Source organism: Rhabdothermincola salaria, assembly GCF_021246445.1.
GTDB classification, from domain to species: Bacteria; Actinomycetota; Acidimicrobiia; order Acidimicrobiales; family Acidimicrobilacustridaceae; genus Rhabdothermincola_A; species Rhabdothermincola_A salaria.
Genome location: NZ_JAJQXW010000002.1, coordinates 648,987 through 671,691 on the forward strand (window position 1 = coordinate 648,987; position 22,705 = coordinate 671,691).

General features: G+C 73.0%; 22 protein-coding genes and 1 tRNA gene. 15 read left to right on the forward strand and 8 right to left on the reverse strand.

Features of this window, described 5'->3' with window-relative positions:
- Positions 1 to 38: 38 nt before the first annotated feature.
- The gene (locus LUW87_RS12200; protein ID WP_232671450.1) at positions 39 to 1,457 is read right to left on the reverse strand and encodes an amidohydrolase family protein; all 1,419 of its coding nucleotides are present in this window, start codon (positions 1,455 to 1,457) and stop codon (positions 39 to 41) included.
- Between the two features lie 120 nt (positions 1,458 to 1,577).
- On the opposite strand from LUW87_RS12200, the gene LUW87_RS12205 reads away from it, so the two are divergent.
- The gene (locus LUW87_RS12205) at positions 1,578 to 2,222 is read left to right on the forward strand and encodes a DUF305 domain-containing protein (RefSeq protein WP_232671451.1); all 645 of its coding nucleotides are present in this window, start codon (positions 1,578 to 1,580) and stop codon (positions 2,220 to 2,222) included.
- A gap of 93 nt (positions 2,223 to 2,315) precedes the next feature.
- Positions 2,316 to 3,536 carry a cytochrome P450 gene (locus LUW87_RS12210; protein ID WP_232671452.1) on the forward strand — a complete coding sequence of 407 codons (1,221 nt, stop codon included), beginning with the start codon at positions 2,316 to 2,318 and terminating at the stop codon, positions 3,534 to 3,536.
- A gap of 45 nt (positions 3,537 to 3,581) precedes the next feature.
- Here LUW87_RS12210 and gdhA read toward each other — a convergent pair whose 3' ends face one another.
- Together gdhA and LUW87_RS12220 are read right to left on the reverse strand one after the other, a co-directional pair.
- Complete coding sequence (gdhA, locus tag LUW87_RS12215) at positions 3,582 to 4,922, reverse strand: NADP-specific glutamate dehydrogenase (RefSeq protein ID WP_232671453.1); 1,341 nt, start codon at positions 4,920 to 4,922, stop codon at positions 3,582 to 3,584.
- A 95-nt stretch (positions 4,923 to 5,017) separates the two neighbouring features.
- Positions 5,018 to 7,750 (reverse strand): bifunctional [glutamine synthetase] adenylyltransferase/[glutamine synthetase]-adenylyl-L-tyrosine phosphorylase, encoded by a 2,733-nt coding sequence (locus LUW87_RS12220; protein ID WP_232671454.1) that lies wholly within the window; start codon positions 7,748 to 7,750, stop codon positions 5,018 to 5,020.
- A 67-nt stretch (positions 7,751 to 7,817) separates the two neighbouring features.
- Here LUW87_RS12220 and LUW87_RS12225 point away from each other — a divergent pair, with 67 nt between their 5' ends.
- The 4 genes from LUW87_RS12225 (at position 7,818) to LUW87_RS12240 (ending at position 11,923) form a co-directional block, all read left to right on the forward strand.
- The gene (locus LUW87_RS12225; protein WP_232671455.1) at positions 7,818 to 9,548 is read left to right on the forward strand and encodes an NAD+ synthase; all 1,731 of its coding nucleotides are present in this window, start codon (positions 7,818 to 7,820) and stop codon (positions 9,546 to 9,548) included.
- An 82-nt stretch (positions 9,549 to 9,630) separates the two neighbouring features.
- Positions 9,631 to 10,269, forward strand: a complete 639-nt coding sequence (locus LUW87_RS12230; protein WP_232671456.1) for a hypothetical protein — start codon at positions 9,631 to 9,633, stop codon at positions 10,267 to 10,269.
- 150 nt (positions 10,270 to 10,419) lie between these two features.
- A complete protein-coding gene (locus LUW87_RS12235; protein WP_232671457.1) occupies positions 10,420 to 11,355 on the forward strand; it encodes a sigma-70 family RNA polymerase sigma factor in 936 nt (311 codons plus the stop codon).
- Positions 11,356 to 11,392: 37 nt separating this feature from the next.
- Positions 11,393 to 11,923 carry a hypothetical protein gene (locus LUW87_RS12240; protein ID WP_232671458.1) on the forward strand — a complete coding sequence of 177 codons (531 nt, stop codon included), beginning with the start codon at positions 11,393 to 11,395 and terminating at the stop codon, positions 11,921 to 11,923.
- Between the two features lie 3 nt (positions 11,924 to 11,926).
- Here the strand turns inward: LUW87_RS12240 and LUW87_RS12245 are convergent, their stop codons facing one another.
- The 3 genes from LUW87_RS12245 to LUW87_RS12255 form a co-directional block, all read right to left on the reverse strand.
- Positions 11,927 to 12,532: an MBL fold metallo-hydrolase gene (locus LUW87_RS12245; RefSeq protein ID WP_346742559.1), complete on the reverse strand. Its 606-nt coding sequence runs from the start codon at positions 12,530 to 12,532 to the stop codon at positions 11,927 to 11,929.
- Entirely contained in the window at positions 12,532 to 13,629 is a 1,098-nt protein-coding gene (locus LUW87_RS12250) for an S-(hydroxymethyl)mycothiol dehydrogenase (protein ID WP_232671460.1), read from the reverse strand. Before LUW87_RS12250 ends, LUW87_RS12245 begins: the two co-directional genes overlap by 1 nt.
- A 26-nt stretch (positions 13,630 to 13,655) precedes the next feature.
- A tRNA-Sec gene (locus tag LUW87_RS12255) sits at positions 13,656 to 13,751 on the reverse strand.
- 74 nt (positions 13,752 to 13,825) lie between these two features.
- Here LUW87_RS12255 and LUW87_RS12260 point away from each other — a divergent pair.
- Positions 13,826 to 13,966 (forward strand): hypothetical protein, encoded by a 141-nt coding sequence (locus LUW87_RS12260; protein WP_232671461.1) that lies wholly within the window; start codon positions 13,826 to 13,828, stop codon positions 13,964 to 13,966.
- Here LUW87_RS12260 and LUW87_RS12265 read toward each other — a convergent pair.
- The gene (locus LUW87_RS12265) at positions 13,944 to 14,795 is read right to left on the reverse strand and encodes an HAD family hydrolase (protein WP_232671462.1); all 852 of its coding nucleotides are present in this window, start codon (positions 14,793 to 14,795) and stop codon (positions 13,944 to 13,946) included. The genes LUW87_RS12260 and LUW87_RS12265 overlap by 23 nt on opposite strands.
- 185 nt (positions 14,796 to 14,980) lie before the next feature.
- Here LUW87_RS12265 and LUW87_RS12270 point away from each other — a divergent pair, with 185 nt between their 5' ends.
- The 6 genes from LUW87_RS12270 to LUW87_RS12295 all read left to right on the forward strand — a co-directional run bounded on the left by LUW87_RS12270 (position 14,981) and on the right by LUW87_RS12295 (position 19,299).
- A complete protein-coding gene (locus tag LUW87_RS12270) occupies positions 14,981 to 15,655 on the forward strand; it encodes a hypothetical protein (protein ID WP_232671463.1) in 675 nt (224 codons plus the stop codon).
- 8 nt (positions 15,656 to 15,663) lie between these two features.
- Positions 15,664 to 16,896 (forward strand): TadA family conjugal transfer-associated ATPase, encoded by a 1,233-nt coding sequence (locus tag LUW87_RS12275; RefSeq protein WP_232671464.1) that lies wholly within the window; start codon positions 15,664 to 15,666, stop codon positions 16,894 to 16,896.
- Positions 16,893 to 17,708, forward strand: a complete 816-nt coding sequence (locus LUW87_RS19290) for a type II secretion system F family protein (RefSeq protein WP_232671465.1) — start codon at positions 16,893 to 16,895, stop codon at positions 17,706 to 17,708. The genes LUW87_RS12275 and LUW87_RS19290 overlap by 4 nt, the downstream gene beginning before the upstream one ends.
- Entirely contained in the window at positions 17,675 to 18,529 is an 855-nt protein-coding gene (locus LUW87_RS19295) for a type II secretion system F family protein (protein ID WP_232671466.1), read from the forward strand. The genes LUW87_RS19290 and LUW87_RS19295 overlap by 34 nt, the downstream gene beginning before the upstream one ends.
- Before the next feature lie 97 nt (positions 18,530 to 18,626).
- Positions 18,627 to 18,869 (forward strand): DUF4244 domain-containing protein, encoded by a 243-nt coding sequence (locus LUW87_RS12290; protein ID WP_232671467.1) that lies wholly within the window; start codon positions 18,627 to 18,629, stop codon positions 18,867 to 18,869.
- A 1-nt stretch (position 18,870) separates the two neighbouring features.
- Positions 18,871 to 19,299, forward strand: a complete 429-nt coding sequence (locus LUW87_RS12295; RefSeq protein ID WP_232671468.1) for a TadE/TadG family type IV pilus assembly protein — start codon at positions 18,871 to 18,873, stop codon at positions 19,297 to 19,299.
- A 58-nt stretch (positions 19,300 to 19,357) separates the two neighbouring features.
- On the opposite strand, the gene LUW87_RS12300 is transcribed toward LUW87_RS12295, so the two are convergent.
- Positions 19,358 to 21,649 carry a DEAD/DEAH box helicase gene (locus LUW87_RS12300; protein WP_232671469.1) on the reverse strand — a complete coding sequence of 764 codons (2,292 nt, stop codon included), beginning with the start codon at positions 21,647 to 21,649 and terminating at the stop codon, positions 19,358 to 19,360.
- Positions 21,650 to 21,787: 138 nt separating this feature from the next.
- Here LUW87_RS12300 and LUW87_RS12305 point away from each other — a divergent pair, with 138 nt between their 5' ends.
- Positions 21,788 to 22,144 (forward strand): STAS domain-containing protein, encoded by a 357-nt coding sequence (locus tag LUW87_RS12305; protein WP_232671470.1) that lies wholly within the window; start codon positions 21,788 to 21,790, stop codon positions 22,142 to 22,144.
- Positions 22,145 to 22,153: 9 nt separating this feature from the next.
- On the forward strand, positions 22,154 to 22,630 hold the full coding sequence (locus LUW87_RS12310; protein WP_232671471.1) for an ATP-binding protein: 477 nt from the start codon (positions 22,154 to 22,156) through the stop codon (positions 22,628 to 22,630).
- The last annotated feature ends 75 nt before the right edge of the window (positions 22,631 to 22,705 follow it).

A 22,705-nucleotide genomic window follows, 5' to 3' on the forward strand; every position in this document is an offset into this window, starting at 1 on the left:
CCGGTGACCCGGTGCCCGGTCCTCGTCGCCGAGGCGGGTCAGCGGGCCAGGAGCTCCTTCACCTCGGCCTCCACCACGGTGCCGTCGAAGAACCCCGGGTCGGTCGAGGTGAACAGGCGGGCCACGTTGCCGAACATGAAGTCGGCGAACTGCGAGCGGGTCACGAGACCGTGCTCGACCAGCTCCCAGGCCTCGGGCAGCACCTCCGTGAAGTCGGGGACGTCCCAGTGCCCGATGTCGGAGGCGAACATGGCCTGCAGCTGGCTCCCGCCGGGGTTGATGCGACCGTCGAAGGCCAGGGCGTTCATGGGGTCGTCGGCCTCGCAGCCGAAGAAGCACTGCCGGGTGAACACCGACACGATGTCGTCGACCGACCGGATGCCGCTGCGGGCCCACTCGTCGAGCGTGGCCGGGTCCTCGTCGGGGTCGGAGAGGAAGCCGAGGGTCTCGTCGAGGCGATCCCGTCGCTCTTGGAAGGCGGGGTCGGCGTGGGCGTCGAACAACGAGCGCAGCTCGTCCCGGTCGAGGTGGGCCGGGTCGTAGTGGGCCAGGGCCTCACGGTTCCGCTTCTCGAAGTGGCTGACCGCGTCGGCGAGCAGGTTGCACGCCCAGGCCGCACCCCCTTCGAGGAAGGCGAAGGAGAGCTCGGGGAAGCGGGTCATGGCGCCGCCGAAGAACAGCGAGCGGCACACGGCCTCGCTGCCGGCGGCAAAGTTCCCGATGTGGTTGGCCACGTAGTTGGTGGGCGAGACCCGGCTGCCGAAGCCGATGCCGGTGGAGTGGAAGGTGGGCGACACCCCCAGCTCGACGCAGCGGGCCCACAGCGGGTCGTAGTCGTGGACGCTGTCGAGGCCCAGGCCGTCGACCCACCGGGCGGCCCGATCCGACGGGTCGTGGCCCGGGGTGGGGCGCAGGACCAACCCCCCGAACAGGAAGCCCTTCAGCCCCAACGTGGTGGTGGCGTGCTCGAGCTCGGCGATGGCCTCGTCGGGGTCGTAGGTGGGGATCACGCCCACCGGACGGAGCCGGTCGGAGTAGGGGCCGTAGGCCTCGGCGTAGTAGCGGTTGCAGGCCCGGGCGACGGCGCGGCGCAGCTCGTCGTCGTCGACGGCCATGACCGTGAGGCCCACGGTCGGGTAGAGCACGGCGACGTCGATGCCCAGCTCGTCGAGGCGGTCGTACAGCAGGCCGGGCACGATCGCCGTGGCCCGGTCCCTGGTGTTGCGGGCCGGCACGCCCCACCACCCGGTGCGGGCGACGGCGTGGGCCCGGCGGGTCTCGAGGTCGAGCCCCCGGCGCATGGCCGCCGAGCCGACCAGGGCGTCGAAGCGATCAGCCACCGCCCCGCCGGCCTCGTCGGCCACCAGGTCGCGCAACAGCGGGATGAACTCGATGATGTGGCCGTCGGCGTCGATCACCGGATGGTCGAGCTCGGCTCGGATCTGCGCGGCGTCCATGGACCGTCCCCCTGTCGTTCCGTCCCGACCGGCAACCTACTGCGGCGCGGCCCGCCGTCCTCGGGTCTGTCACGGGGTGCGCGGCCGGCGACGTGGTGCGCACCGGTAGGGTTCGCCGCCATGGAAGGTCCTGGTCTGGTCGAGTCGGTGAAGCCGCGGAGCTCGTTGCAGTGGGTGGTCGCGGTGGTGGCGTTGGCGTTCCTGGCCGGCGCCGTCGGCTACGCCGTGCGGGCCTTCGCCGAACCCAGCCCCAACGAGCTGTCGGCCACCGATGAGGGCTTCCTGCTCGACATGATCGACCACCACGACCAGGCGGTGGAGATGTCGCTGTTCGTCCTCGGCGAGGCCGAGGACTCCACGGTGCGCTCCTTCGCCCAGGAGATCATCCTGCAGCAGCGCTGGGAGCTCGGGCTCATGGAGACCGTGCTCGGTCGCGGGGGCGTCGAACGGGGCACCGATCCCGATCGTCCCGCCATGGAGTGGATGGGGATGGCCCCCATGCCGGCGTCGGCGATGCCCGGCATGGCCACCGCCGAGGAGCTCGAGGCGTTGGGCGCGGCCCCGGCGGGCGAAGCCGAAGAGCTCTTCCTCGAGCTGATGATCGACCACCACGTGGCCGGGGCGGAGATGGGTGAGTACGAGGCCGCCAACGGCTCCAACGCCTACGTGAAGCAGTTCGCCAGCGACATCGCCCGCAACCAGCTGGCCGAGATCGTCGAGTACGAGCTGGTCCTCGACCGCCTGCGCAGCGGCGACGCCGGCTGACGCAGGCGCGGACCGGTCCCCTTCGTTAGGGTCCCCGGTCAGGGGAGACCGACGGGGCCTGCGCCGACGTCGGCGACGCACAGGGGGAACACCATGGCTCACGCCGTCCGCGACGACATCGATCTGCTCGACGGCAACTGGTACGCCCGCCAGCCCCACGACCTGTGGGCCTGGATGCGCGAGAACGCGCCCGTGTACCACGACGAGGCCAACGACGTGTGGGGCATCACCCGCTACGACGACGTGCTGGCCATCGAGAAGGACCCGGCCACCTACTCGTCGCAGCGGGCGCCGCGCCCACACGGCGATCCGTTGCCCATGATGATCTCGATGGACAACCCCGAGCACCAGCGGCGGCGCTCGTTGGTCAACCGGGGGTTCACCCCGAAGCGGGTGTCCGAACGCGAGGAGCACATCCGATCGCTGTGCACCAGCATCCTCGACAAGGTCACCGAGAAGGGCGAGTGCGACTTCGTGTGGGATGTCGCCGCGCCCCTGCCCCTGCTGCTCATCGCCGACATGCTGGGCTTCGAACCCGAAGCCCACGACGACCTGCTGCGCTGGTCCGACGACCTGATCAAGGGCACCACCGCCGACCCGACCCCCGAGGTGCAGGCCGCCACCCTCGAGGCCAGCCTCGGGTTCCGTGAGTACCAGCTCGGCGTCATCGCCGACCGGCGGGCCAAGGCTCCCCAACCCGACCTCGTCAGCGTGCTCTGCCACGCCGAGATCGACGGCCACAAGCTCGACGACGAGTCGCTCGTGCAGGAGACCCTGCTCATCCTCATCGGCGGCGACGAGACCACCCGCCATGTGCTCACCGGGGGCGCCCTGGCCCTCATGGAGTGGCCCGACCAGCGCCAGCACCTCATCGACCACCTCGACGAGCCCGAATCCATGGAGACGGCCGTGGAGGAGCTGCTGCGCTGGGTGACGCCCATCAAGAACATGTCGCGCACCGTCACCCGCGACCTCGAGTTGCGGGGCGAGCAGCTCCACGAGGGCGATCAGGTCATGCTCATGTACCCGGCCGCCAACCGCGATCCCCGGGTGTTCGACGAGCCCGACCGCTTCGACGTGCAGCGCAACCCGAACCCGCACCTGGCCTTCGGCTTCGGTCCGCACTTCTGCCTCGGCTCGTCGCTCGCCCGTCTCGAGCTGCGGGTCATGTTCTCCGAGGTGCTGCGGCGCATGCCCGACCTCGAGCTGGCCACCGACGAGCCGCTGGAGTGGCGGGCCTCCAACTTCATCACCGGCCCCGAGGCCATGCCGGTGCGCTTCACGCCCACCCCGGCGCTCGGGGGTCGCGGCTGACCCCGGAGGTCCTCGGCCTCTCGCCGGGGTGGGAACGGGAGTGCGCTAGATGAGCCCGAGGGCGACCATGGGCCGGGCCACCCGCAGGAAGCCGGCGATGTTGGCCCCGACCACGTAGTTGCCCGGGGCGCCGAACTGCTCGGCCGTGTGGTGGCAGGTGTCGTGGATGCCCGTCATGATGTCGGCCAGGCGGTGCTCGGTGTGCTCGAACGTCCAGCTGTCGCGGCTGGCGTTCTGCTGCATCTCGAGCGCCGAGGTGGCCACGCCACCGGCGTTGGCCGCCTTGCCGGGGCCGAAGGCGATCTGGGCTTCGAGGAAGACGCGCGCCCCCTCCGGCGTGGTGGGCATGTTGGCGCCCTCGGCCACCGCCACGCAGCCGTTGCGCACCAGCGTGCGGGCGTCGCGGCCGGTGAGCTCGTTCTGGGTGGCGCACGGCAGGGCCACGTCGCACGGGATCTCCCAGATGTTGCCGTCCTCGCGGTAGGTGGCGTCGCCGCGGCGCGCGGCGTAGTCGCTGACGCGGCCCCGCTCGACCTCCTTGACCTGCTTGAGCAGCTCGACGTCGATGCCCTTGGCGTCGTGGACCACACCGGAGGAGTCCGAGCAGGCGACCACGGTGCCGCCGAGCTGGTGCACCTTCTCGATGGCGTAGACGGCCACGTTGCCCGACCCCGACACGAGGACCTTCTTGCCCTCGAGGCTGTCGCCGCGGGCGTGCAGCATCTCCCGGGTGAAGTAGGCGGTGCCGTAGCCGGTGGCCTCGGTACGCACCAGCGCCCCACCCCAGGTGGTGGCCTTGCCGGTGAGCACTCCCGACTCGTAGCGGTTGGTGATGCGCTTGTACTGGCCGAACAGGTAGCCGATCTCGCGGGTGCCCACCCCGATGTCGCCGGCGGGGACGTCGGTGTGCTCGCCGATGTGGCGGTAGAGCTCGGTCATGAAGCTCTGGCAGAAGCGCATGATCTCGCTGTCGCTGCGGCCCTTGGGGTCGAAGTCGGCCCCGCCCTTGCCGCCGCCGATGGGCATGCCGGTCAGGGCGTTCTTGAAGATCTGCTCGAAGCCGAGGAACTTCACGATGCCGAGGTAGACGGAGGGGTGGAACCGCAGGCCGCCCTTGTAGGGCCCGAGGGCGCTGTTGAACTCCACCCGGAAACCCCGGTTGATGTGGATCTCGCCGTGGTCGTCCTGCCACGGGACCCGGAAGATGATCTGGCGCTCGGGCTCGCAGATCCGCTGGATGACCTTCTGGTCGGCGAGCTCGGGGTACTTGGCCAGCACCGGCCCGAGTGACTCGAAGACCTCGCGGGCGGCCTGGTGGAACTCGACCTCCCCGGGGTTGCGGGCGACCACCTCGGCGAAGACGCCTTCCAACTTCTCGTCGATCATCTGCGGTGGTGCTCCTCGTCGGCTCTGCAGGACCGGTCAAGGGTGGTGCAGGCCGGAAGATGAACGCAATCTGACGAGCTGCCCGCGGTCGGGGATCAGGCGACGCCGTCGGGGAGGCCGTAGAAGACGCGCTCGACCACCTTGCGGGACCGTCTCGTGACCCGACGGTAGTGGTCCCGCAGCCCACCCGGTGTGGTATCGAGCGATCGGGCCAGCCACACCAGCTCCTCGGCCCGGCTGGGCAGGGCGTCCCCCGGACCGGAGTTCACGAGGAACCACCGGTTGCGCACCCGCTCGCAGAACTCGTAGGCCTCGCCCAGCACCTCGGCGTCGTCGGGGAGAAGCACGTCGGCGTCGCGGAGCGCCCGCAACGCGTCGAGCGTGCCCGTGGCCTTCACGCCGTACTGGAGCTGGAGCATCTGGGCGGTGAACTCCACGTCCGACAACGACCCGGGGCCGAGCTTGAGGTGGAACTCGGGGTCCTCGCCGGAGGGGATGCGCTCGGCTTCGATGCGCGCCTTCATGCGGCGGATGTCGCGCATCTGGTCGGCGGTGAGCCCTCCTCGCCAGATGAACGGATCGAGCAGGTCGAGCAGGCGCTCGCCGAGGTCGCGGTCGCCGGCAGCGAAGCGGGCGCGGGTCATGGCCTGGCGTTCCCAGGTCTGGGCGGTGTCCCGCCAGTAGGGCTCGAACGCGCCGAAGCTGCGGGCGAGGGGCCCGTTCTTGCCCTCCGGGCGCAGGGCGGCGTCGACCTCGTAGATGCGGCCCGCCGGCGTCGAACCGCCCACGAAGCGCACCAGGCCGGTGGCGAGGCGCTTGGCCTCGTCGGTGCCGGCGGCGCCTCGTCCGTCGTGCACGAAGATCACATCGAGGTCGCTGGCGTAGGCCAACTCGGCGCCGCCGAAGCGCCCGAGGCCGAGCACCGCGAACGGGACCTGGGGATCGAGGGCGGTGAGGGCGCTCTCGAGGGTTGCCGCGGCGAGGTCGGTGAGGTCGGCGCCCACCTGGTGCACGTCGGCGTGGCCGAGCACGTCGCGGGCGGCGACCCCGAAGAGGTGGCGGCGGTTCCACCGCTGGAGGGTCTCCTGGCGTTCACTGACGTCGCCTCGCCACTGCACGGCCCGGTCGGCGCTGTGCACCAGCTCGTCGTGGGGCTTGGTCTCGAGCCGGTCGGGTTGGTCGAGGCGGGCCACCAGGTCGGGGTTGCGCACCAACACGTCGCCCAGCATCCGGCTGGTGCCGGCCAGGGTGCACAGGGCCTGGGCCGTGGCCGGGGAGTCGCGGAACGTCTCGGCCATGGTGCGGTTGTTGCGGTCGTGGCCGAGCAGGTTGCGGACCAACAACAGCCCGAGGTCCGGGTCCGGGGACTGCGACAACCAGTCGAGCAACAGCGGGAGCAGCTGCTGCATCAGACGGCTGGACCGGTTCATCCCGCGGGTGAGCTCCTTGACCGCGGCCTGGGTGCGCTTGGCGTCGAGGAAGCCGAAGGCGCTGAGCCGGGCGGCGGCCGCTTCGGGGGAGAGGGCGGCGTCCTCGGGAGAGGCCTGGGCGAAGGCTTCGAGCAGCGGGCGGAAGTACACGCGCTCGTGGATGGCGCGCACTCCGACGCGCGCCTTGCGCAGATCGCGAAGCAGCTGGTCGGCGGCGGAGCCGTCGGTGGTGTCGCGTCGACCCATGACCCGCGCCAGGTGGTCGAGCGCCGCCCGGTCGGAGGGCAGGGCGTGCACCTGCTGCTCGTCGACGAGCTGGACCCGGTGCTCGGTGGTGCGCAGCAGGCGGTAGGCGGTGGCCATGTCGTCGGCATCGCCGCTGTCGACGTAGCCGGCCGACGCCATCTCGGCGAGGGTGGACAACGTCGTCGGGCCCCGGAGCTGGGGGTCGAGGTGCCCGTGGACCAGTTGGAGCAGCTGGATGGTGAACTCGATGTCGCGGATGCCGCCGGGCCCCAGCTTCAGCTCTCGTGCCGCCAGCCCCTTCTTGGCCACCTCCGATTCGGCCCGCTGCTTCATGGCTCGCAGCGAGCGGAGGGTGTCGGCATCCGACGGGCGGTTCCAGAGCCGCTCCTGGGCGGCTTCGAGCCAGCGTTCGCCGAGGGTGGCGTCGCCGGCCGCCGGACGGGCCTTGAGCAGGGCCTGGAACTCCCAGGGCTCGGCCCAACGCTCCCAGTAGGCCTCGTAGGACTCGACCGAGCGCACCAGGGGGCCGTCGCGACCCTCGGGGCGCAGGTTGGCGTCCACCCGGAAGCAGTGCCCGGCGATCTCCATCACCGCTCGGGCCCGGCGTTCGAGGCGGGTCCGGGTGCCCTCGCCGACGAACATGACATCGATGTCGCTCGAGTAGTTGAGCTCCGAGCCGCCCAGCTTGCCCATGCCGACCACCGCGAGCGTGACGCCGTCGGGTCCGTCGCGATCGGCGTCCTCGGCCAGGCGGCAGGCCGATTCCAGGGCTTGGCGGCCGAGGTCGGCCAGCTGGGCTCCGACCTGTTCGAGCCGATCGAGCCCGGTGAGGTCGCGGGCGGCGATGCGCAGGAACTCGAGGTTGCGCCAGTCGACCAGGGCCTCGAGGCTGCCGTCGTCCACCGGCGGGCGCCGGTCGAGGTCGGCGAGCACGTCGAGCGCGACCTGGGGGCGGACCTCGATGACCCGGGTGAGCGAACGGCTGGCGGCCAGCACGGCCACGAGCGCCGCGGCGGTGCCTTCGTGGTCGGCCGCGGCGGCCACCACGTCGGGGGCATCGTCGGCGAGACGTTCGAGGGTGACCCGGACGGTGGCCGGCGAGGCGCTGCGCTCGGCCCGCTCGACGAGGTCTGATGGCACGGCCTCGGTCACGAACCGAGACCCTACGCGGCCGGGCGGAGGGCATGGGTCGGGATCGACGGGGCCGTAAGGTCGGACCATGTCCGAGCTGCGAGTCGCCCTGGCCCAGATGAACCCCGTGGTCGGTGACCTGGCGGGCAACGTCGAGCGCATCGTCGCCGCCATGGGCGAGGCGGAGTCGGCCGGGTGCGACCTGGTCGCCCTGCCCGAGCTGGCCGTCACCGGCTACCCGCCCGAGGACCTGCTGCTGCGACAGGGCTTCGTGCGCGACAACCTCGAGGCCGTGGCCCGCGTGGCCGAGCGGTCGGGATCCTGCGTGGCGGTGGTCGGCTTCGTCGACGTCGACGACATCGACGCCTGGTCGTCGGAGGGCCACGACATCGAAGCCCGCCCCGCCGGCCTCTACAACGCGGTGGCCGTCTGCGCCGAGGGTCGGGTGCTCGGCACCTACCGCAAGCGGCGGCTGCCCAACTACTCCGTGTTCGACGAGCAGCGCTACTTCGTGCCGGGTCGCGAACCCCTGCGGCTGTTCCGGGTGGCGGGGGTGGACGTGGGCGTCTCCATCTGCGAGGACGCCTGGGTGGCCGACGGTCCGGTCGCCGAGCTGGCCCGCGGTGGCGCCGGCATCGTCGTCAACGTGAACGCCTCGCCCTACCACGCCGGCAAGCGTGACGGCCGGGCCCGCACCCTCGCGGCCCGCACCCTCGAGTCCGGTGTGCCCCTCGTCTACGTCAACCAGGTCGGGGGACAGGACGAGCTGGTCTTCGACGGCGACTCCATGGTCGTCGACGCCGGCGGGACGGTGTCGGCCCGCATGCCGCAGTTCCGCGAGGGCCTCGCCGTGGTCGACGTCGCAGTGGCCGCCCGCCGGTCCACCGAGCCGCTGGCGGTGGTCGAGGGCCCGTCGGCCCGCCCCGGCGAGCGGCCGTCGTCCGCGCCCCCGGGCGTGGCCCCACCCCTCGGCGAGGAGGCCGAGGTCTGGGAGGCGCTGGTGCTCGGCACCCGTGACTTCGTGCGCAAGAACGGCTTCACCGACGTGGTGGTCGGGTTGTCGGGCGGCGTCGACTCGGCGCTGGTGGCCACCATCGCCGTCGACGCCCTGGGCCCGGACCACGTGCACGGCGTCCTCATGCCCTCGCGCTACTCGAGCGAGCACTCGGTCGACGACGCCCGCCAGCTGGCCGAGAACCTGGGCATCGAGCACCGCACCGTGCCCATCGAGGCGGCCCACACCGCCCTCATGGGGATGCTCGAGCCGGCCTTCACCGGGCACCCGCTGGGCCTCACCGAGGAGAACCTGCAGAGCCGGGTGCGCGCCGTGGTGCTGATGGCGTTGTCCAACGCCTTCGGATGGCTGTTGCTGAACACCGGCAACAAGAGCGAGGCGGCGGTGGGTTACTCCACGCTCTACGGCGACTCCGCCGGAGGCTTCGCCGTCATCAAGGACGTCAGCAAGCTGCTCGTGTACCGGCTCTGCGAGCACCGCAACGAGGTCGCCGGCACCGACCGCATCCCCCGCCACACCCTGGTGAAGCCACCATCGGCCGAGCTGCGGCCCGACCAACGTGACGACCAGAGCCTGCCGCCCTACGAGGTGCTCGACCCGATCCTCGCCGACTACGTCGAGCGCGACCGGAGCCTGGCCGACATCGTGGCCGACGGGGCCGACCCGGCGTTGGCCGAGCGGGTGGCCCGCCTGGTCGACCGGGCCGAGTTCAAGCGCCGCCAGTCGCCGCCGGGGCCCCGGGTCACCACCAAGGGCTTCGGCAAGGACCGGCGCCTGCCCATCACCAACCGCTACGAGGCCTGAGGGCCGCGGCGCCCGCCGGAGGCGGCCGGGGCGCGACGTGACGGGCCGGGCCGCCGCCCGGTGGATCACTAGTCTGCGAAACATGACCAGTGGCTCTCGTCCGGTGCGTGGACCGTCGTGGTCGGCCGTCGCGCCCGACGACGCCCTCACCGCCGAGGGGGCGGCCGCCCGCCTCGGGGCCTACTGCTGGGTCGAACAGCGCCTCTTCGGGCTCCTCGGGGCCTGGGCCGGCCAGATCACCGAGCCCGACGCCAAGGCCATGGTCGCCGAGCACGCCGAGCACGCCGCCTGGCGGGCCCTGCGCTGGCACGAGCTGCTCCCCACCGCCCCACCGGGGGCCGACGCCCTGGTGGTGGCACCGAGCGGGGTCGACGCCGTCTTCGCGGCCCTGAGCCCGGCCGAGGGCGCCGACCGCACCGCCGAGAAGCTGGCGGCGGTCCACCGCTGCCTGCTGCCCCGCCTCCTGGCCGCCTACACGGCCCACCTGGACTGGGCCGATCCCCTCACCGAAGCCTCCACCCGACGGCACCTCGAGATGGCGACGAACGACCTGGTCGCGGACCTGCGCCACGGCGAACGGCTGCTCGAGGCCCTGGTGGCCGCGCCGGAGCGGGTCGCCGGCCTGGCGGACCTCGTGGCCGGCGTCGAGGCGGCCGTGGTGGCGGCCGGGGGGATCGTGGGTCCGGGGAGCGTCGGCGAACGCTCCGAACCCGCTCCCTGACAGGGGTCGGGGCCCGATGGGCGCCTCCGGGGTGGGGCCACTTGACCGCCCCGGTATCGTGAGAAGGCCCAAGGCTGTCGTTGCGATCACGGGAGACCCCGGGGATCGTCTTCGATGCTCGTCACATCAGCAGCGAACCAGAGGTACGTAGTGGCCAAGGAGCGAGTCGAGCGCGACGAGGAAGACCTGGTCCGCCTCTATCTCACCGACATCGGGCAGTACCCGCTGCTGACCAAGGACGACGAGGTCCGCCTCGCCCAGGCCATCGAGGGCGGGGCCGAGGCCCGAGCCGAGCTCGACGCCGCCGTCGACCTCACCGCGGCCCGCAAGCGCGAGCTGCGCCGGTCGGTCCGCCAGGGCGAGGATGCCGAGCGCACCTTCGTGCAGTCCAACCTCCGCCTGGTGGTGTCCATCGCCAAGAAGTACCAGGCCTCCGGCCTGCCCCTGCTGGACCTCATCCAGGAGGGCAACCTCGGGCTGATGCACGCCGTCGAGAAGTTCGACTGGCGCAAGGGCTTCAAGTTCTCGACCTACGCCACGTGGTGGATCCGCCAGGCCATCACCCGCGGCATCGCCAACACGGGTCGCACCATCCGCCTCCCCGTGCACGCCGGCGACACCCTCGCCCGCCTCCAGAAGGCCCGGGCCCGCCTCGAGCTCAAGCTCGGCCGCCCGGCCACCCTCGCCGAGCTCTCCGCCGAGGTGGAGATGCCCGAGGACAAGGTCACCGAGGCCCTCCGCTTCGCCGCCGAACCGCTCTCGCTCTCCGAGCCCCTCCGCGAGGACGGCGACGCCGAGCTGGGCGACGTCGTCGAGGACCGCTCCGCAGAATCGCCCTTCGAGGTGGCCGCCACCGCGCTGCTGCCCGAGGAGATCTCTCGTCTGCTGTCGCCTCTCGACGAGCGCGAGCGCGAGATCCTCAAGCTCCGGTTCGGTCTCGATCGCGGCGAGCCCCGCACCCTCGAAGAGGTGGGCGAGCACTTCAACCTCACCCGTGAGCGCATCCGCCAGATCGAGGCTCGGGCCATGTCCAAGCTGCGGCACCCGTCCTCGGACACCGGCGCCCGGGACCTGCTGGCGGTCTGAGCTCCCCGACTCGATCCACGCATCCGTTCGGGCAACGATGAGCGAGGGCGACGACGTCGACCGACCGCCTGGCGCGCCCCCGCGGCGGCTGCCAGGTGGTTGCCTGCTCGTCGGGCTGGTGGTGGGGGCCCTGATGGCGTTCACGGTCATCGTGGTGGTCAGCCTCACCCTCATCGGGGTGATCGGTGGCGAGAGCTCGGCCGACGAACGCCGGGAGATCCTCGCCGAGATCGTCGAGGAGACGGGCATCGCCACCTCCAGCCAGGACATCGACGAGCCGCCCCAACGTGACGTCCGCCTGGGCCTGTGCGAGACCGACGGCGACGGCGCCATGGTGACCAGCGGGATGCTCATCAACCCCGAGGACGCACCGGTCGACTACGTGCTGACCGTGACCTTCCACGAAGGGTCCGGGTCGGAGATGGGGGCCGAGGTCGCCCGGCGCGAGGTCGTGGTCGACGACGTGCCCGCCGGCGAGACTGTCGAATGGACGGCGTCATCGCAGGCACCGGCCTCGGCGGACTTCAGCTGTCGGGTCGTGAGGATCGAGCGCGACGACGCCGGTTGAGCCTCAGCTCTCGGTGGTGACGTTGGGGCGTTCGGCGCCGATGGTGGTGGAGTCGCCGTGTCCGGTGTGGACCACGGTCTCGTCCGGCAGGGCGAAGAGCCGGGTGGTGATCGAGCGCACGATGGTGGGCCGGTCGCTGAACGAACGCCCGGTCGCGCCCGGGCCGCCGTTGAAGAGCGTGTCGCCGCTGAACACCACCGCGTCGGCGGCGTCGTGGAAGCAACAGCCTCCGGGGGAGTGACCGGGGGTGTGCATGACCTCGAGCTCCACGCCACCGGCTCGGAGGCGCTCGCCGTCGTGGAGCAGCGCGTCGGGGGGCCGATCGGGGTTCACGACCTCCCAGAGCATGAGGTCGTCGGGGTGGATGTGCACCGGTGCGTGCACGGCATCGGCGAGGGCGGCGGCGCAGTTGATGTGGTCGTTGTGGCCGTGGGTGGCCAGCACCGCCACCACCTTGCGCCCGCCGACGGCGTCGACGATGGGCTGGTGGTCGTGGGCGGCGTCGATGACGAAGACCTCGTGGTCGTCGCCGACCAGCCAGATGTTGTTGTCGACGTCGAAGGACTGCCCGTCGAGGGTGAAGGTGCCGGAGGTGACGACTCGCTCGATCACGACCGCCCCCCGAGGACCATGACCGAACGCAGGACCTCGCCGCGCTCCATGCGGTGGAAGGCGTCCTCGACGCCGTCGATGGCGATCGTCTCCGAGACGAAGCGGTCGAGGTCGAGGCGCCCCTGCAGGTACAGGTCGATGAGCATCGGGAAGTCCCGCGAGGGCAGGCAGTCGCCGTACCAACTGGGCTTGAGGCGCCCGCCTCGCCCGAAGAAGTCGATCATCGGCAGGTCGATGCGCATCTCCGGATCGGGGACCCCCACCTGCACGACCGTGCCGGCCAGGTCACGGGCGTAGAACGCCTGCTCGAACACCTTCGGGTGGCCGACGGCCTCGATGCACACGTCGGCGCCGTTGCCGTCGGTGAGGGCCCTGATGGCCTCCACCGGATCCGTGCTCGACGCGTCGACCGTGTGGGTGGCGCCGAACGACCGGGCCAGCTCGAGCTTGCCGGGGTCGAGGTCCACCGCGATGACGGTGGTGGCTCCGGCGAGCCGGGCTCCGGCGACGGCGGCGTCGCCGACCCCGCCGCAGCCGAACACGGCGACGCTGTCGCCCGGACCGACCTCTCCGGTGAACAGGGCGGCGCCGAGGCCGGCCATGACCCCGCAGCCGAGCAGCCCGGCTGCCTCGGGACGGGCCGCGGGGTCCACGGGCGTGCACTGCCCGGCGGCCACCAGCGTCTTCTCGGCGAAGGCGCCGATGCCGAGCGCCGGGCTCAGCTCGGTGCCGTCGGCGAGGGCCATCTTCTGGGTGGCGTTGTGGGTGGCGAAGCAGTACTGGGGTCGACCCCGCCGGCAGGCCCGACAGTTGCCGCACACCGCCCGCCAGTTGAGGACGACGTAGTCGCCCGGCGCCACCTGCTCGACGTCCGGGCCGACCGCCTCGACGATCCCGGCGGCCTCGTGGCCGAGCAGGTACGGGAACTCGTCGCCGATGGCGCCCAGCTTGTAGTGCAGGTCGGTGTGGCAGACCCCGCAGGCCTGCACGGCCACGAGCGCCTCACCGGGTCCCGGGTCCGGCACGACGATCGTCTCGACGGTGGCAGGGGCGTCCTTGGCCCGCACCACCACTCCTCGCACCTCGTGGGGCATGTGTCCTCCCGGGTCGCTGGGCTCGGTGGCGGAGGTGGACGGGAATCGAACCCGCCGTGCAGGGATCGCCTGCACCACCCGCTTTGAAGGCGGGGGCTGCCACCAGGCCAGCAGACACCTCCGCCCGGGACCCTACCGGTCCGATCCCAGGCGGTCGGGCTCGAACCGCGGGGTGGCGTCGAGCCGTCGGCCGGGGGTGCGATCACGCTCGGTCGGGCGCGGGCCACTCGCTCGGTGGCGAGGCGCGCCCTATGCTCTCCCCATGAAGAAGCTCCTCGTCATCGTCGTCGTCCTCGCCCTCGCCGCCTTCGCGGTCAAGAAGCTGCAGGACGCCTGACCCACCCGGCGGGCCGTCGCGTCGGGGGCCGTCGGGCTCCGGTCGCACGGCGGCGGCGCAGCACCCACCACCCGGCCGTCGCCCCCAGCGCGCCCCCAGCCACGGCGGCTGCGGTGAGCGCCACGCGTCCCGGGCCCGGCATGGGCACCCGATCGCCCAGGGGGACGATGGTGTGGAACTGGAGGACCTCCCAGCCCCGCGCCCGGGCTTCACGGGCCAGGGCCCGGTCGGGGTTCACGGCCACGGGATGGCCGACGCAGCCCAGCATGGGCAGGTCGGTGGCGGAGTCCGAGTAGGCGTAGCTGGCCTCCAGGTCGATGCCGTCGCGCTCGGCCACGGCTTCGATGGCGTCGACCTTGAAGGGCCCGTAGGCGTAGAAGTCGACCTCCCCCGTGTAGCGGCCCTGGGCGTCGACGGACGCCCGGCTGGCGATGGACTCGTCCACCCCGAGGAAGCGCCCGAGGGGCTCGACGATCTCCTCCGGTGACGCCGACACGAGGTAGACGCGGCGCCCCGCGGCCCGGTGCTCTCGGATCAGGGTCAGGGCCTCGTCGTAGATGATCGGCTCGATCACGTCGGGCAGGGTGTCGGCGACGAGCGCGCCGATGAGCGAGCGGTCCCAGCCCTTGGTGATGCGCAGGGCCGACTCGCGGAAGCGCAGCAGCCGGGCCTCGTCGGCGCCGAGGTAGCGAAAGACCAGGCCGCTCCACACCGCCTTGGCCAACAGGCGCCGGTCGATCATGCCTGCACGGCGCAGCGGGCGGCCGAACGCCACCATCGACGCCTTGGCGATCACCGTCTTGTCCAGGTCGAAGAAGGCCGCCTCCACGAGGCCAGGGTACGGGCGAGACCCGTCCCGTCGGGGTCATGCGACGCCGTGGTGACCCTTGACCGGGACGAGGGTGGCTTCTACGGTGCCGGTTCTCCTCCCCTCCTCGCGGTGTGGCCTCGTGCCCGGTCACCGCCCACACCGCAGTTCGCGCCGGCCCCGGGCCGGGTGTGTCGGGAGGATCCATGCTGGTGACCTGTTGGGCGGCGAAGGGCGGCTCGGGGACGACGACGGTCGCCGCCGCAGTGGCGGACGTGCTCGCCCGTCGGGCCGACGGCGAGGTCGTCATGGTCGACGCCGCCGGCGACCTGCCGGCCGCCTTGGGGGTCGCCGACCTCGACGGCCCGGGTGTGGCCGAATGGCTCGCCGCCGGGCCGGCGGTGCCCGCCGACGCCCTCGCCCGCCTCGAGATCGCCGTCCGTCGGGGAGTGCGGCTCGTGCCCAGGGGCCGGGGGGCGCTCACCAACCCCTGGCGGGCCGAGGTGCTCGCCGAGCTCCTGGCCGCCGACGCCCGTCCCGTCGTGGTCGACGCGGGCACGTTGCCCGGGGCCGGCTCGGAGGGGGCCGCCGCCGACGTCGCCCGCGTGCTGGCCGGGTCCGCCACCGTGTCGCTGCTGGTCACCCGCCCCTGCTACCTGGCCCTGCGACGAGCGGCCTCGATGCCGTTGCGCCCGTCGGGTGTGGTCCTCGTCGACGAACCTGGTCGGTCCCTCGGTGTCCACGACGTGGAGGCGATTCTCGACGTGCCCGTCCTGGCCAACGTCCCGGTCGACCCGGCCTTCGCCCGAGCCGTCGACAGCGGGTCGCTCGGCACGCGGGTCCCCACCCGGCTCAGCCGTGCGCTGCGCCACGCGGCATGAGCCAGCCCGTGACCCGGAGCGAGATGACCGACCCCGACGGCGACCCCGAGGCCAGGGCGGCGCAGCTCACGACCCGCCTGCACCGTCAGCTGCTCGACGGGCCGACTGCGGAGTCCCGGGCGGTCAGCCCGGCCGAGCAGCGCCGCCGTCTGCGGGCCCTGGCCCGAGAGCACGACCCGCTCCTCGCCGGTGGCCGGGTCGACGAGGTGGTGGAGCAGGTCAGGGCCCGGGTCGACGGCCTGGGCCCGCTCGAGCCGCTGCTCGCCGACCCTGCGGTCGACGAGGTGATGGTCAACGGGGGCGGGGAGGTGTGGGTGGAGCGCCACGGACGGCTCGTGAGCACCGAGCTGGTCCTCGCCGAGGCCACGACGTTGGCGCTCGCCGAACGGATCGTGGCCCCGCTGGGCCTCCACGTCGACCGGGCCAACCCCCTCGTCGACGCCCGTCTGCCCGACGGCTCCCGGGTCAACGTGGTGGTGCGCCCGCTCGCCGTCGACGGCCCGTGCCTGACCATCCGCCGCTTCGGTGCTCGGCGGGTGCCGCTCGACGAGGTGGCCACCCCCGGGGTGGTGGCGTTGCTGCGCTGGTCGGTCCGGGCCCGGGCCAACCTCATCGTCTCCGGGGGTGCCGGAGCCGGCAAGACGACGTTGCTCAACGCCCTGGCGGCCGAGATCCCCGACCACGAACGGGTGATCACCATCGAGGACGCCGCCGAACTGCGCCTGCCCGGTCGCCAGGTCGTGCGCCTGGAGGCCCGGCCACCCAGCGCCGAGGGCCATGGCGAGGTGCGGGTCCGCGACCTGGTCCGCAACGCCCTGCGCATGCGACCGGACCGCATCGTGGTGGGCGAGGTGCGGGCAGGGGAGGCGCTCGACATGTTGCAGGCCATGAACACCGGCCACGAGGGGTCGCTGTCGACGTGCCACGCCAACGCGCCGGTCGACGCCCTGCGCCGCCTCGAGACCCTCGTGCTCATGGGCGACGTGGCGCTGCCGCACGCGGCGGTGCGTGAGCAGCTGCGGGCCGCGGTCGACCTGGTCGTGCAGATCGCTCGCCGTCCCGATGGCGGTCGTCGGGTGGTCGCGGTGGCCGAGGTCCTCCCGGCGGATGATCCGGCGGGTCCCCTGGTGGCGCGATCGCTGACCGACGACGCCGGCCATCTCGTCGCGCTGCCCCTCCGAGCGGTTCGCTCTCCCGGCGCCCACCCCCCGTCGCCGACGTGGCTGGAGGGCCAGCAGTGAGCGCCGCGGCCGTCGGCCTCGTCGTCGCGCTGGCCACGGTGGCCGCGTCCGTCGCTCTCGGTGGCGTGCCCGAGGTCGGTGCCATCCTGCGAACCCGTCATCGGTCGTCGGCCCTGGGCGCCGACCGCCCCGGTCGGGCTCGTACCGACGGTCCCGGTGGAGGCCGGGGCTCGTGGCGCGACCGATCGACGCGTCCAGGCGGTCCGTCCCCCCTCGACCTGGCCGCCGCGGTGGCCCGGTTCCGCGCCGTGCTGGGGGTCGACGGTCGCTCGACCGACCGGGAGCTGCCCGAGCTGCTCCAGACCGTGGCCCGCGAGCTGCGTTCGGGGACCACGTTGGCCACCGCGGTGGTCGTGGCCGCCGAGGCCGGGGCCTCGCGGCTCGATCGAGCGGACCCGGCGGCGGCGGTGCTGGCCCGCTCCGTGCGCCGGGGCACCCCCTTGGGCGCCGCGGTGGAGACCTGGATGGGCCCGACCCCGTCGGGGGCCCGTCGCCTGGCGGGTACGGCCCTGGTGTTGGCCGCCGAGACCGGTGGCACCACGGCGGTGGTCGTCGACGGGGTGGCCGACACGCTTCGCGACCGGGTGGCGCTCGAACGCGAGGTGGGGGCGTTGTCGTCGCAGGCGCGAGCCTCGGCCGTGGTGCTGGTGGTGGCCCCGGTGGTGGTGGCCGTGCTCGCCACCAGCGCCGACGAGCGCATCGCCGCCTTCCTCCTGGGCACGCCGCTGGGGTGGGCCTGCGTCGTCGCCGGGCTCCTGCTCGACGCCGTGGGGGCGGCGTGGATGCACCTGACCATCCGGCGGGCGACGTGACGGCGGTGGTGGTGGTGGGGGCGATCGTCGCCGGTGTCGTCCTGTCGCCCGTCGTCGGGTCGCTGCGCTCCGGTGCGGTCCGGCGACGCGTCGGGGCCGTCCGCGCCCGGCCCCTCACCGACGGCCCCGAGCCGGCTCGCGCGGTGGGGCCGTCGGGCTGCTCCTTCATCGGTCCCATCCGCGAGCTCGGTGGTCTGGCCCGCAGAGCGCTCGGCCGGCAGGTGGATCCGGCGGCCGACCTGGTGGTCGGCGCCGCACTGGTGCTCGGCCCCTTCGTGGGTGTCGTCGCCGGTCCGCTGGTGGCGGCTGTCGTCGTGGGGGTGCTCCTCGTCGCGCCGCACTGGTACCGCCGGCGCGCCGCCCTCGTCCATCGGGCGGCGGTGCGAGCCGTGCTACCCGACGTGGTCGACCTCTTCCGGCTGGCTGTCGGGGCGGGGCTGTCGGTCCACCAGGCCATCGAGGTGGTCGCTCCCCGGGCGGCCGCGCCGCTCGGGCCGGCGCTCGACGAGGTGTGCCGGAGGGTCACCCTGGGCATCCGCCTCGGCGATGCCCTCGACGAGCTCGCCGACCTCGGCGACGAAGCCCGGCCCCTCGTCGCCGCCCTCGCCGGAGCGGCCCGCTACGGATCACCGCTCGGGGCGGCGCTCGACCGGGTGGCGGTCGACGCCCGGCTGCTCCGCCGGCGCCGAGCCGAGGAGCGAGCCCGCAAGTTGCCGGTGCAACTCTTGTTCCCCCTGGTCATGTGCGTGCTGCCCGCCTTCGGCCTGCTCGCCGTCGTGCCCTTGCTGGCCGGCTCGCTCCCCGCCCTCGGCTCGCCCTGACCTCGCAGCTCCTCGTCACGTCCCCTTCGTCGTCACCTCCGACGGCCACTCGGCACCCCGGTGCCCTGCGTTCTCGTTCCGAAAGGCGATTCCGTCCATGACCACTCTCATCGTGCGGGCCCACATGGCCCTCCTCCGCGCCCTCGACCCGTCACCTCCCCCCGCCGAGGCCCCCCTGCGTCGGCGGGGTGACCACGGGCAGACCACCGCCGAGTACGCCCTCGTCCTCCTCGGGGCGGCGGGCATCGCCCTGCTCCTGGTGGCCTGGGCCACCCAGTCGGGTGCCATCGGCAAGCTGTTCGACACCGTCGTCAACGACGTCATCGGCAAGGTGCGCTGACGTGGCGAGGAGGGAGGGCCGTGGGTCCGCTCGGGCCTTCGCCGGGACCCCCGCCGACGGTGGTCAGGCCACGGTCGAGCTGGCCATGGTCCTCCCCCTCGTCGCGCTGGTGGTGCTGCTCGTGCTGCAGGTCGGCCTGGTGCTGCGCGACCAGGTGATGGTCGTGCACGCCGCCCGGGAAGCGGCTCGGGCTGCCGTCGTGGCCGAGGCCGCGAACGACCGGGCCGGCTCGGCCGCGCGGGCGGCGCGCCTGTCGGGGTCGTTCCACCCCGACGAGACCGAGGTGAGCACCCGGCTGCTCGACGGCGGTCGCCGCCTCGAAGCGACCGTCCGCCACGTCAACCGCACCGATGTGCCCCTCGTCGGCCTCCTCCTACCCGACGTCGGCCTCGAGGCCCGCACCGTGATGCGCGTCGAGCACCCGGACTGAGCGCGACCCGCAGGGAGCTCGGTGCCGGGCGGAGGCAGCCAGGTGAGGTCAGGTGAGGTCAGGTGAGGTCGGACTCGGACCCGAGCAGGGAGCGCAGGAGGGCGGCGGCCCCGTGCTTGTCGAGGGGCTCGTTGCCGTTGCCGCACTTCGGGGACTGCACGCACGACGGGCAGCCGTCGACGCACGGGCACTGCTCGATGACCTCCAGCGTGGCGGCCAGGTGACGGTCGGCGGCGTCGAAGCCCAGCTCGGCCACGCCCGCCCCGCCCGGGTAGCCGTCGTAGATGACGATGGTGGCCTGCCCCGTCTCGGGGAGCATCGGGGTGGACACACCCCCCACGTCCCAGCGGTCGCAGATGGTGAACAGCGGCAGGATGCCGATGCCGGCGTGCTCGGCGGCGTGGAGGGCGCCGGGGACGTCGCCCGCGGCGAGGCCGGCGGCGTGCAGCACGTCGTCGGGGATGGCGTACCAGAAGGCCCTCGTGACCAGCTCGCTCGGTGGTAGGTCGAGATCGTGCAGCCCGAGCAGCTCGCCGGTGAAGGCGTCGAGGCGGCGGTAGCCGATGATCTCGGAGCGGACCCGCACCGGCCCCAGGGCCAGCTCGGCCGCCCCGACACGGCGCCGTCGCTCCTGGCCGAGCACGCTGATCTCGGTGGTGGTGCGGGGTTGGGTGTACTCGCCGCCGTCGGCCGGTTCGACCAGGGCCACCCGGTCGTCGAGGTCGAGGTCGGTCACCTTCCAGGCCCGACCCTGATGGAGGTACACCGCCCCGGGGTGCACCAGCCGGAAGGCCCGGCCGCCGTCGACGGTGCCCACCAGCGTGCCGTCGGCCTCGGCGATGCGGAACTCCTCGCCTCCCGCGTTGCGCAGCCCCACCCCCCGCGACGGCCATCCCCTCCGGGCCCACACGGCGGCGGGACCGCGCCGGTGGTGGGGGGGCCGGAGTCGGAGGGTGTCGTCGAGCACCAGGTCGCGCACGCCGTCGTCGAGCAGCCCCGGCCACCACCGCTCGTCGGCGGGGGTGAGGGGGAGCTCGTAGGCGGCGCAGGCCAGGTGGGGCCACAGCGTGTGGGTGTTGGCCGGGTTCACCACCGCGGGCTCTGGAGGACGCCGGAAGAGCTCGTCGGGGTGGTGCACGAACCACTGGTCGAGCTGGTCGTCGCCGGCGACGAGGATGGCCATCGACGTGCGGGCCTCACGCCCGGCGCGGCCGGCCTGCTGCCACATGGAGGCGACGGTGCCGGGGAAGCCGTTGAGGATGCAGGCGTCGAGCCCGCCCACGTCGATGCCGAGCTCGAGGGCGCTGGTGGCGACGACCCCCCGCAGGCGGCCGCTGAACAGGCGCCGCTCGATGTCGCGCCGCTCGGCGGTGAGGTAGCCGCCGCGGTAGGCCCGCACGGTCTCGGCCAGGTCGGTGCGTACCCGCCGGCCCACGTCGGCGGCCACGATCTCGGTGCCCTTGCGGGACCGGCAGAAGGCGATGGTGCGGTGGCCGTGCTCGACGAGGGAGGTCATGAGCTCGGCGGTGTCGCGCGAGGACGAGACCGATCGGCCCGTCGCCTCCTGGTCGGCGCCGGGGTTCCAGACGAGGAACAGGCGCTCGCCGCGCGGTGAGCCGTCGTCGACGACCGCCTCCACGGGCAGGCCGCAGAGCTCGGAGGCCAGACGGTGGGGTTCTCCCAGGGTGGCGGAGGTGAAGATGAACGTGGGCGACGAGCCGTAGTGGGCGCAGATGCGCCGCAGACGGCGCAGGACGTGGGCCACGTGGCTGCCGAAGATGCCTCGCAGGGTGTGGAGCTCGTCGACCACGACGTAGCGCAGGCGCATGAAGAAGGTGGCCCACCGGGCGTGGTGGGGGAGGAGCCCGGTGTGGAGCATCTCGGGGTTGGTGAGCACGACGTTGGCGTTGGCCCGCGCCCAGGTGCGCGCCTCGGGGGTGCAGTCGCCGTCGTAGGTGGCGGCCACCAGGCGGGGGACCTCGAGCTCGCTCAACGAGCGCAGCTGGTCCTGGGCCAAGGCCTTGGTGGGGAACATCATGAGGGCGGTGGACGGGCGCAACCCCTCGCTGACCGCCTCGGCGATGGGGGCCTGGAAGCACAACGACTTGCCCGACGCCGTGCCGGTGGCCACCGCCACCGAGCGCCCGGCCCGGACCAGGTCGATGGCCGTGGCCTGGTGGGACCAGAAGTGGTCGACGCCCAGCGCGGCCAGGACCGGCGCCGGCAGGGGGTGGGCCAGCTCGGCGGTGCGCGCCGGACGCGCCGGGATGCGCTCGACGTGCACGAGTCGGGGATCGTCGCCGAACGAGGCGGAGAACGACTCGAGGCCCGGATCGGCGGGAAGGGCCATCGCGCCACCCTAGCGGGGTGAACACCCGTACGGTCGCGTGGTCCAGGAGCCGGCGGCGCGGGCCCGGGCGGGGTCGCGTCGGGCACTACGCTCGCGGGGACCCTCTCCTCGGCCGCCCGACCCTCCCCGGAGCTGTGTGTGCACTTCGCCCTCGATGTCTCGGCCGCTCCCGGCGCCGACGCGGTGACGATCGTCGCCGTGACCGGCGAGCTCGACATGGCGTCGGCGCCTCGGCTCCGCCAGGAGCTCGTGTCGTTGGCCTCGGCGGGGCGCACCACCATCGTGATCGACCTGGCGGGGGTCGACTTCCTCGACTCCACCGGCCTGGGGGTGGTGCTCGGGGCACTCAAGCGGGTCCGGGCGGCCGGTGGCGACCTCGCCCTGGCCCGCACCGAACCGCAGGTGGCGAAGGTGTTCGAGATCACGCGCCTGAGCGACATCATGCCCCTCCACGACACGATCGAAGCCGCCATCGCGGCCGTCGTCTCGGACTGAGGCCGGCCGGTGGGGGAGATCCGTCTCGAGATCCCCGCCCGGGCCGAGTACCTGGCCCTCGCCCGCCAGGTCGTGGCCGCCGCGGCCGCGGTCGAGCCCCGCTTCCGCACCGAGCGCATCGATGCCCTGCGCCTGGCGGTCTCCGAAGCCACCACCAACGCAGTCGAATCGCACGCCGACCTCGGCGCCGACGAGCGGATCGTGATCCGTTGCGATCTCGACGAGGAGCGCATCGAGGTGGAGGTCCTCGACCAGGGCGGAGGCTTCGACCCGGGCGGGGTCCCGGTGGTGCCGTCGCCCACCGACCCGTCCCGTCTCGACTACGAGCACGGCCTCGGCATACCCATCATCCGCGAGCTCACCGACGAGTCCGAGATCCGGCCGTCCGGGGCCGGCACCGCCGTGCGCCTGGTCGTCTACCGCTCGGCGGCGGCCGCCGCCCGGCGGGGCTCGGAAGCGGTGCGCGCCGAGCCGGAGGAGAGGTGATCCCGGCGTCGTTCCCGGTGTCAGGCCGGTGGGGGGCGGAGCACTAGGCTTTCGCCGTTCCGGCGTCAGAATCGG

What these genes read in the sequence shown, in the direction of transcription:
- LUW87_RS12200 (WP_232671450.1), bottom strand. Translation starts at nt 1,457, where the DNA reads ATGGACGCCGCGCAGATCCGAGCCGAGCTCGACCATCCGGTGATCGAC.
- LUW87_RS12300 (WP_232671469.1), bottom strand. Translation starts at nt 21,649, where the DNA reads ATGGCCCTTCCCGCCGATCCGGGCCTCGAGTCGTTCTCCGCCTCGTTC.
- LUW87_RS12205 (WP_232671451.1), top strand. Translation starts at nt 1,578, where the DNA reads ATGGAAGGTCCTGGTCTGGTCGAGTCGGTGAAGCCGCGGAGCTCGTTG.
- LUW87_RS12250 (WP_232671460.1), bottom strand. Translation starts at nt 13,629, where the DNA reads ATGCCCCACGAGGTGCGAGGAGTGGTGGTGCGGGCCAAGGACGCCCCT.
- LUW87_RS12270 (WP_232671463.1), top strand. Translation starts at nt 14,981, where the DNA reads ATGCTGGTGACCTGTTGGGCGGCGAAGGGCGGCTCGGGGACGACGACG.
- gdhA (WP_232671453.1), bottom strand. Translation starts at nt 4,922, where the DNA reads ATGATCGACGAGAAGTTGGAAGGCGTCTTCGCCGAGGTGGTCGCCCGC.
- LUW87_RS12240 (WP_232671458.1), top strand. Translation starts at nt 11,393, where the DNA reads ATGAGCGAGGGCGACGACGTCGACCGACCGCCTGGCGCGCCCCCGCGG.
- LUW87_RS12210 (WP_232671452.1), top strand. Translation starts at nt 2,316, where the DNA reads ATGGCTCACGCCGTCCGCGACGACATCGATCTGCTCGACGGCAACTGG.
- LUW87_RS12230 (WP_232671456.1), top strand. Translation starts at nt 9,631, where the DNA reads ATGACCAGTGGCTCTCGTCCGGTGCGTGGACCGTCGTGGTCGGCCGTC.
- LUW87_RS12225 (WP_232671455.1), top strand. Translation starts at nt 7,818, where the DNA reads ATGTCCGAGCTGCGAGTCGCCCTGGCCCAGATGAACCCCGTGGTCGGT.
- LUW87_RS12290 (WP_232671467.1), top strand. Translation starts at nt 18,627, where the DNA reads ATGACCACTCTCATCGTGCGGGCCCACATGGCCCTCCTCCGCGCCCTC.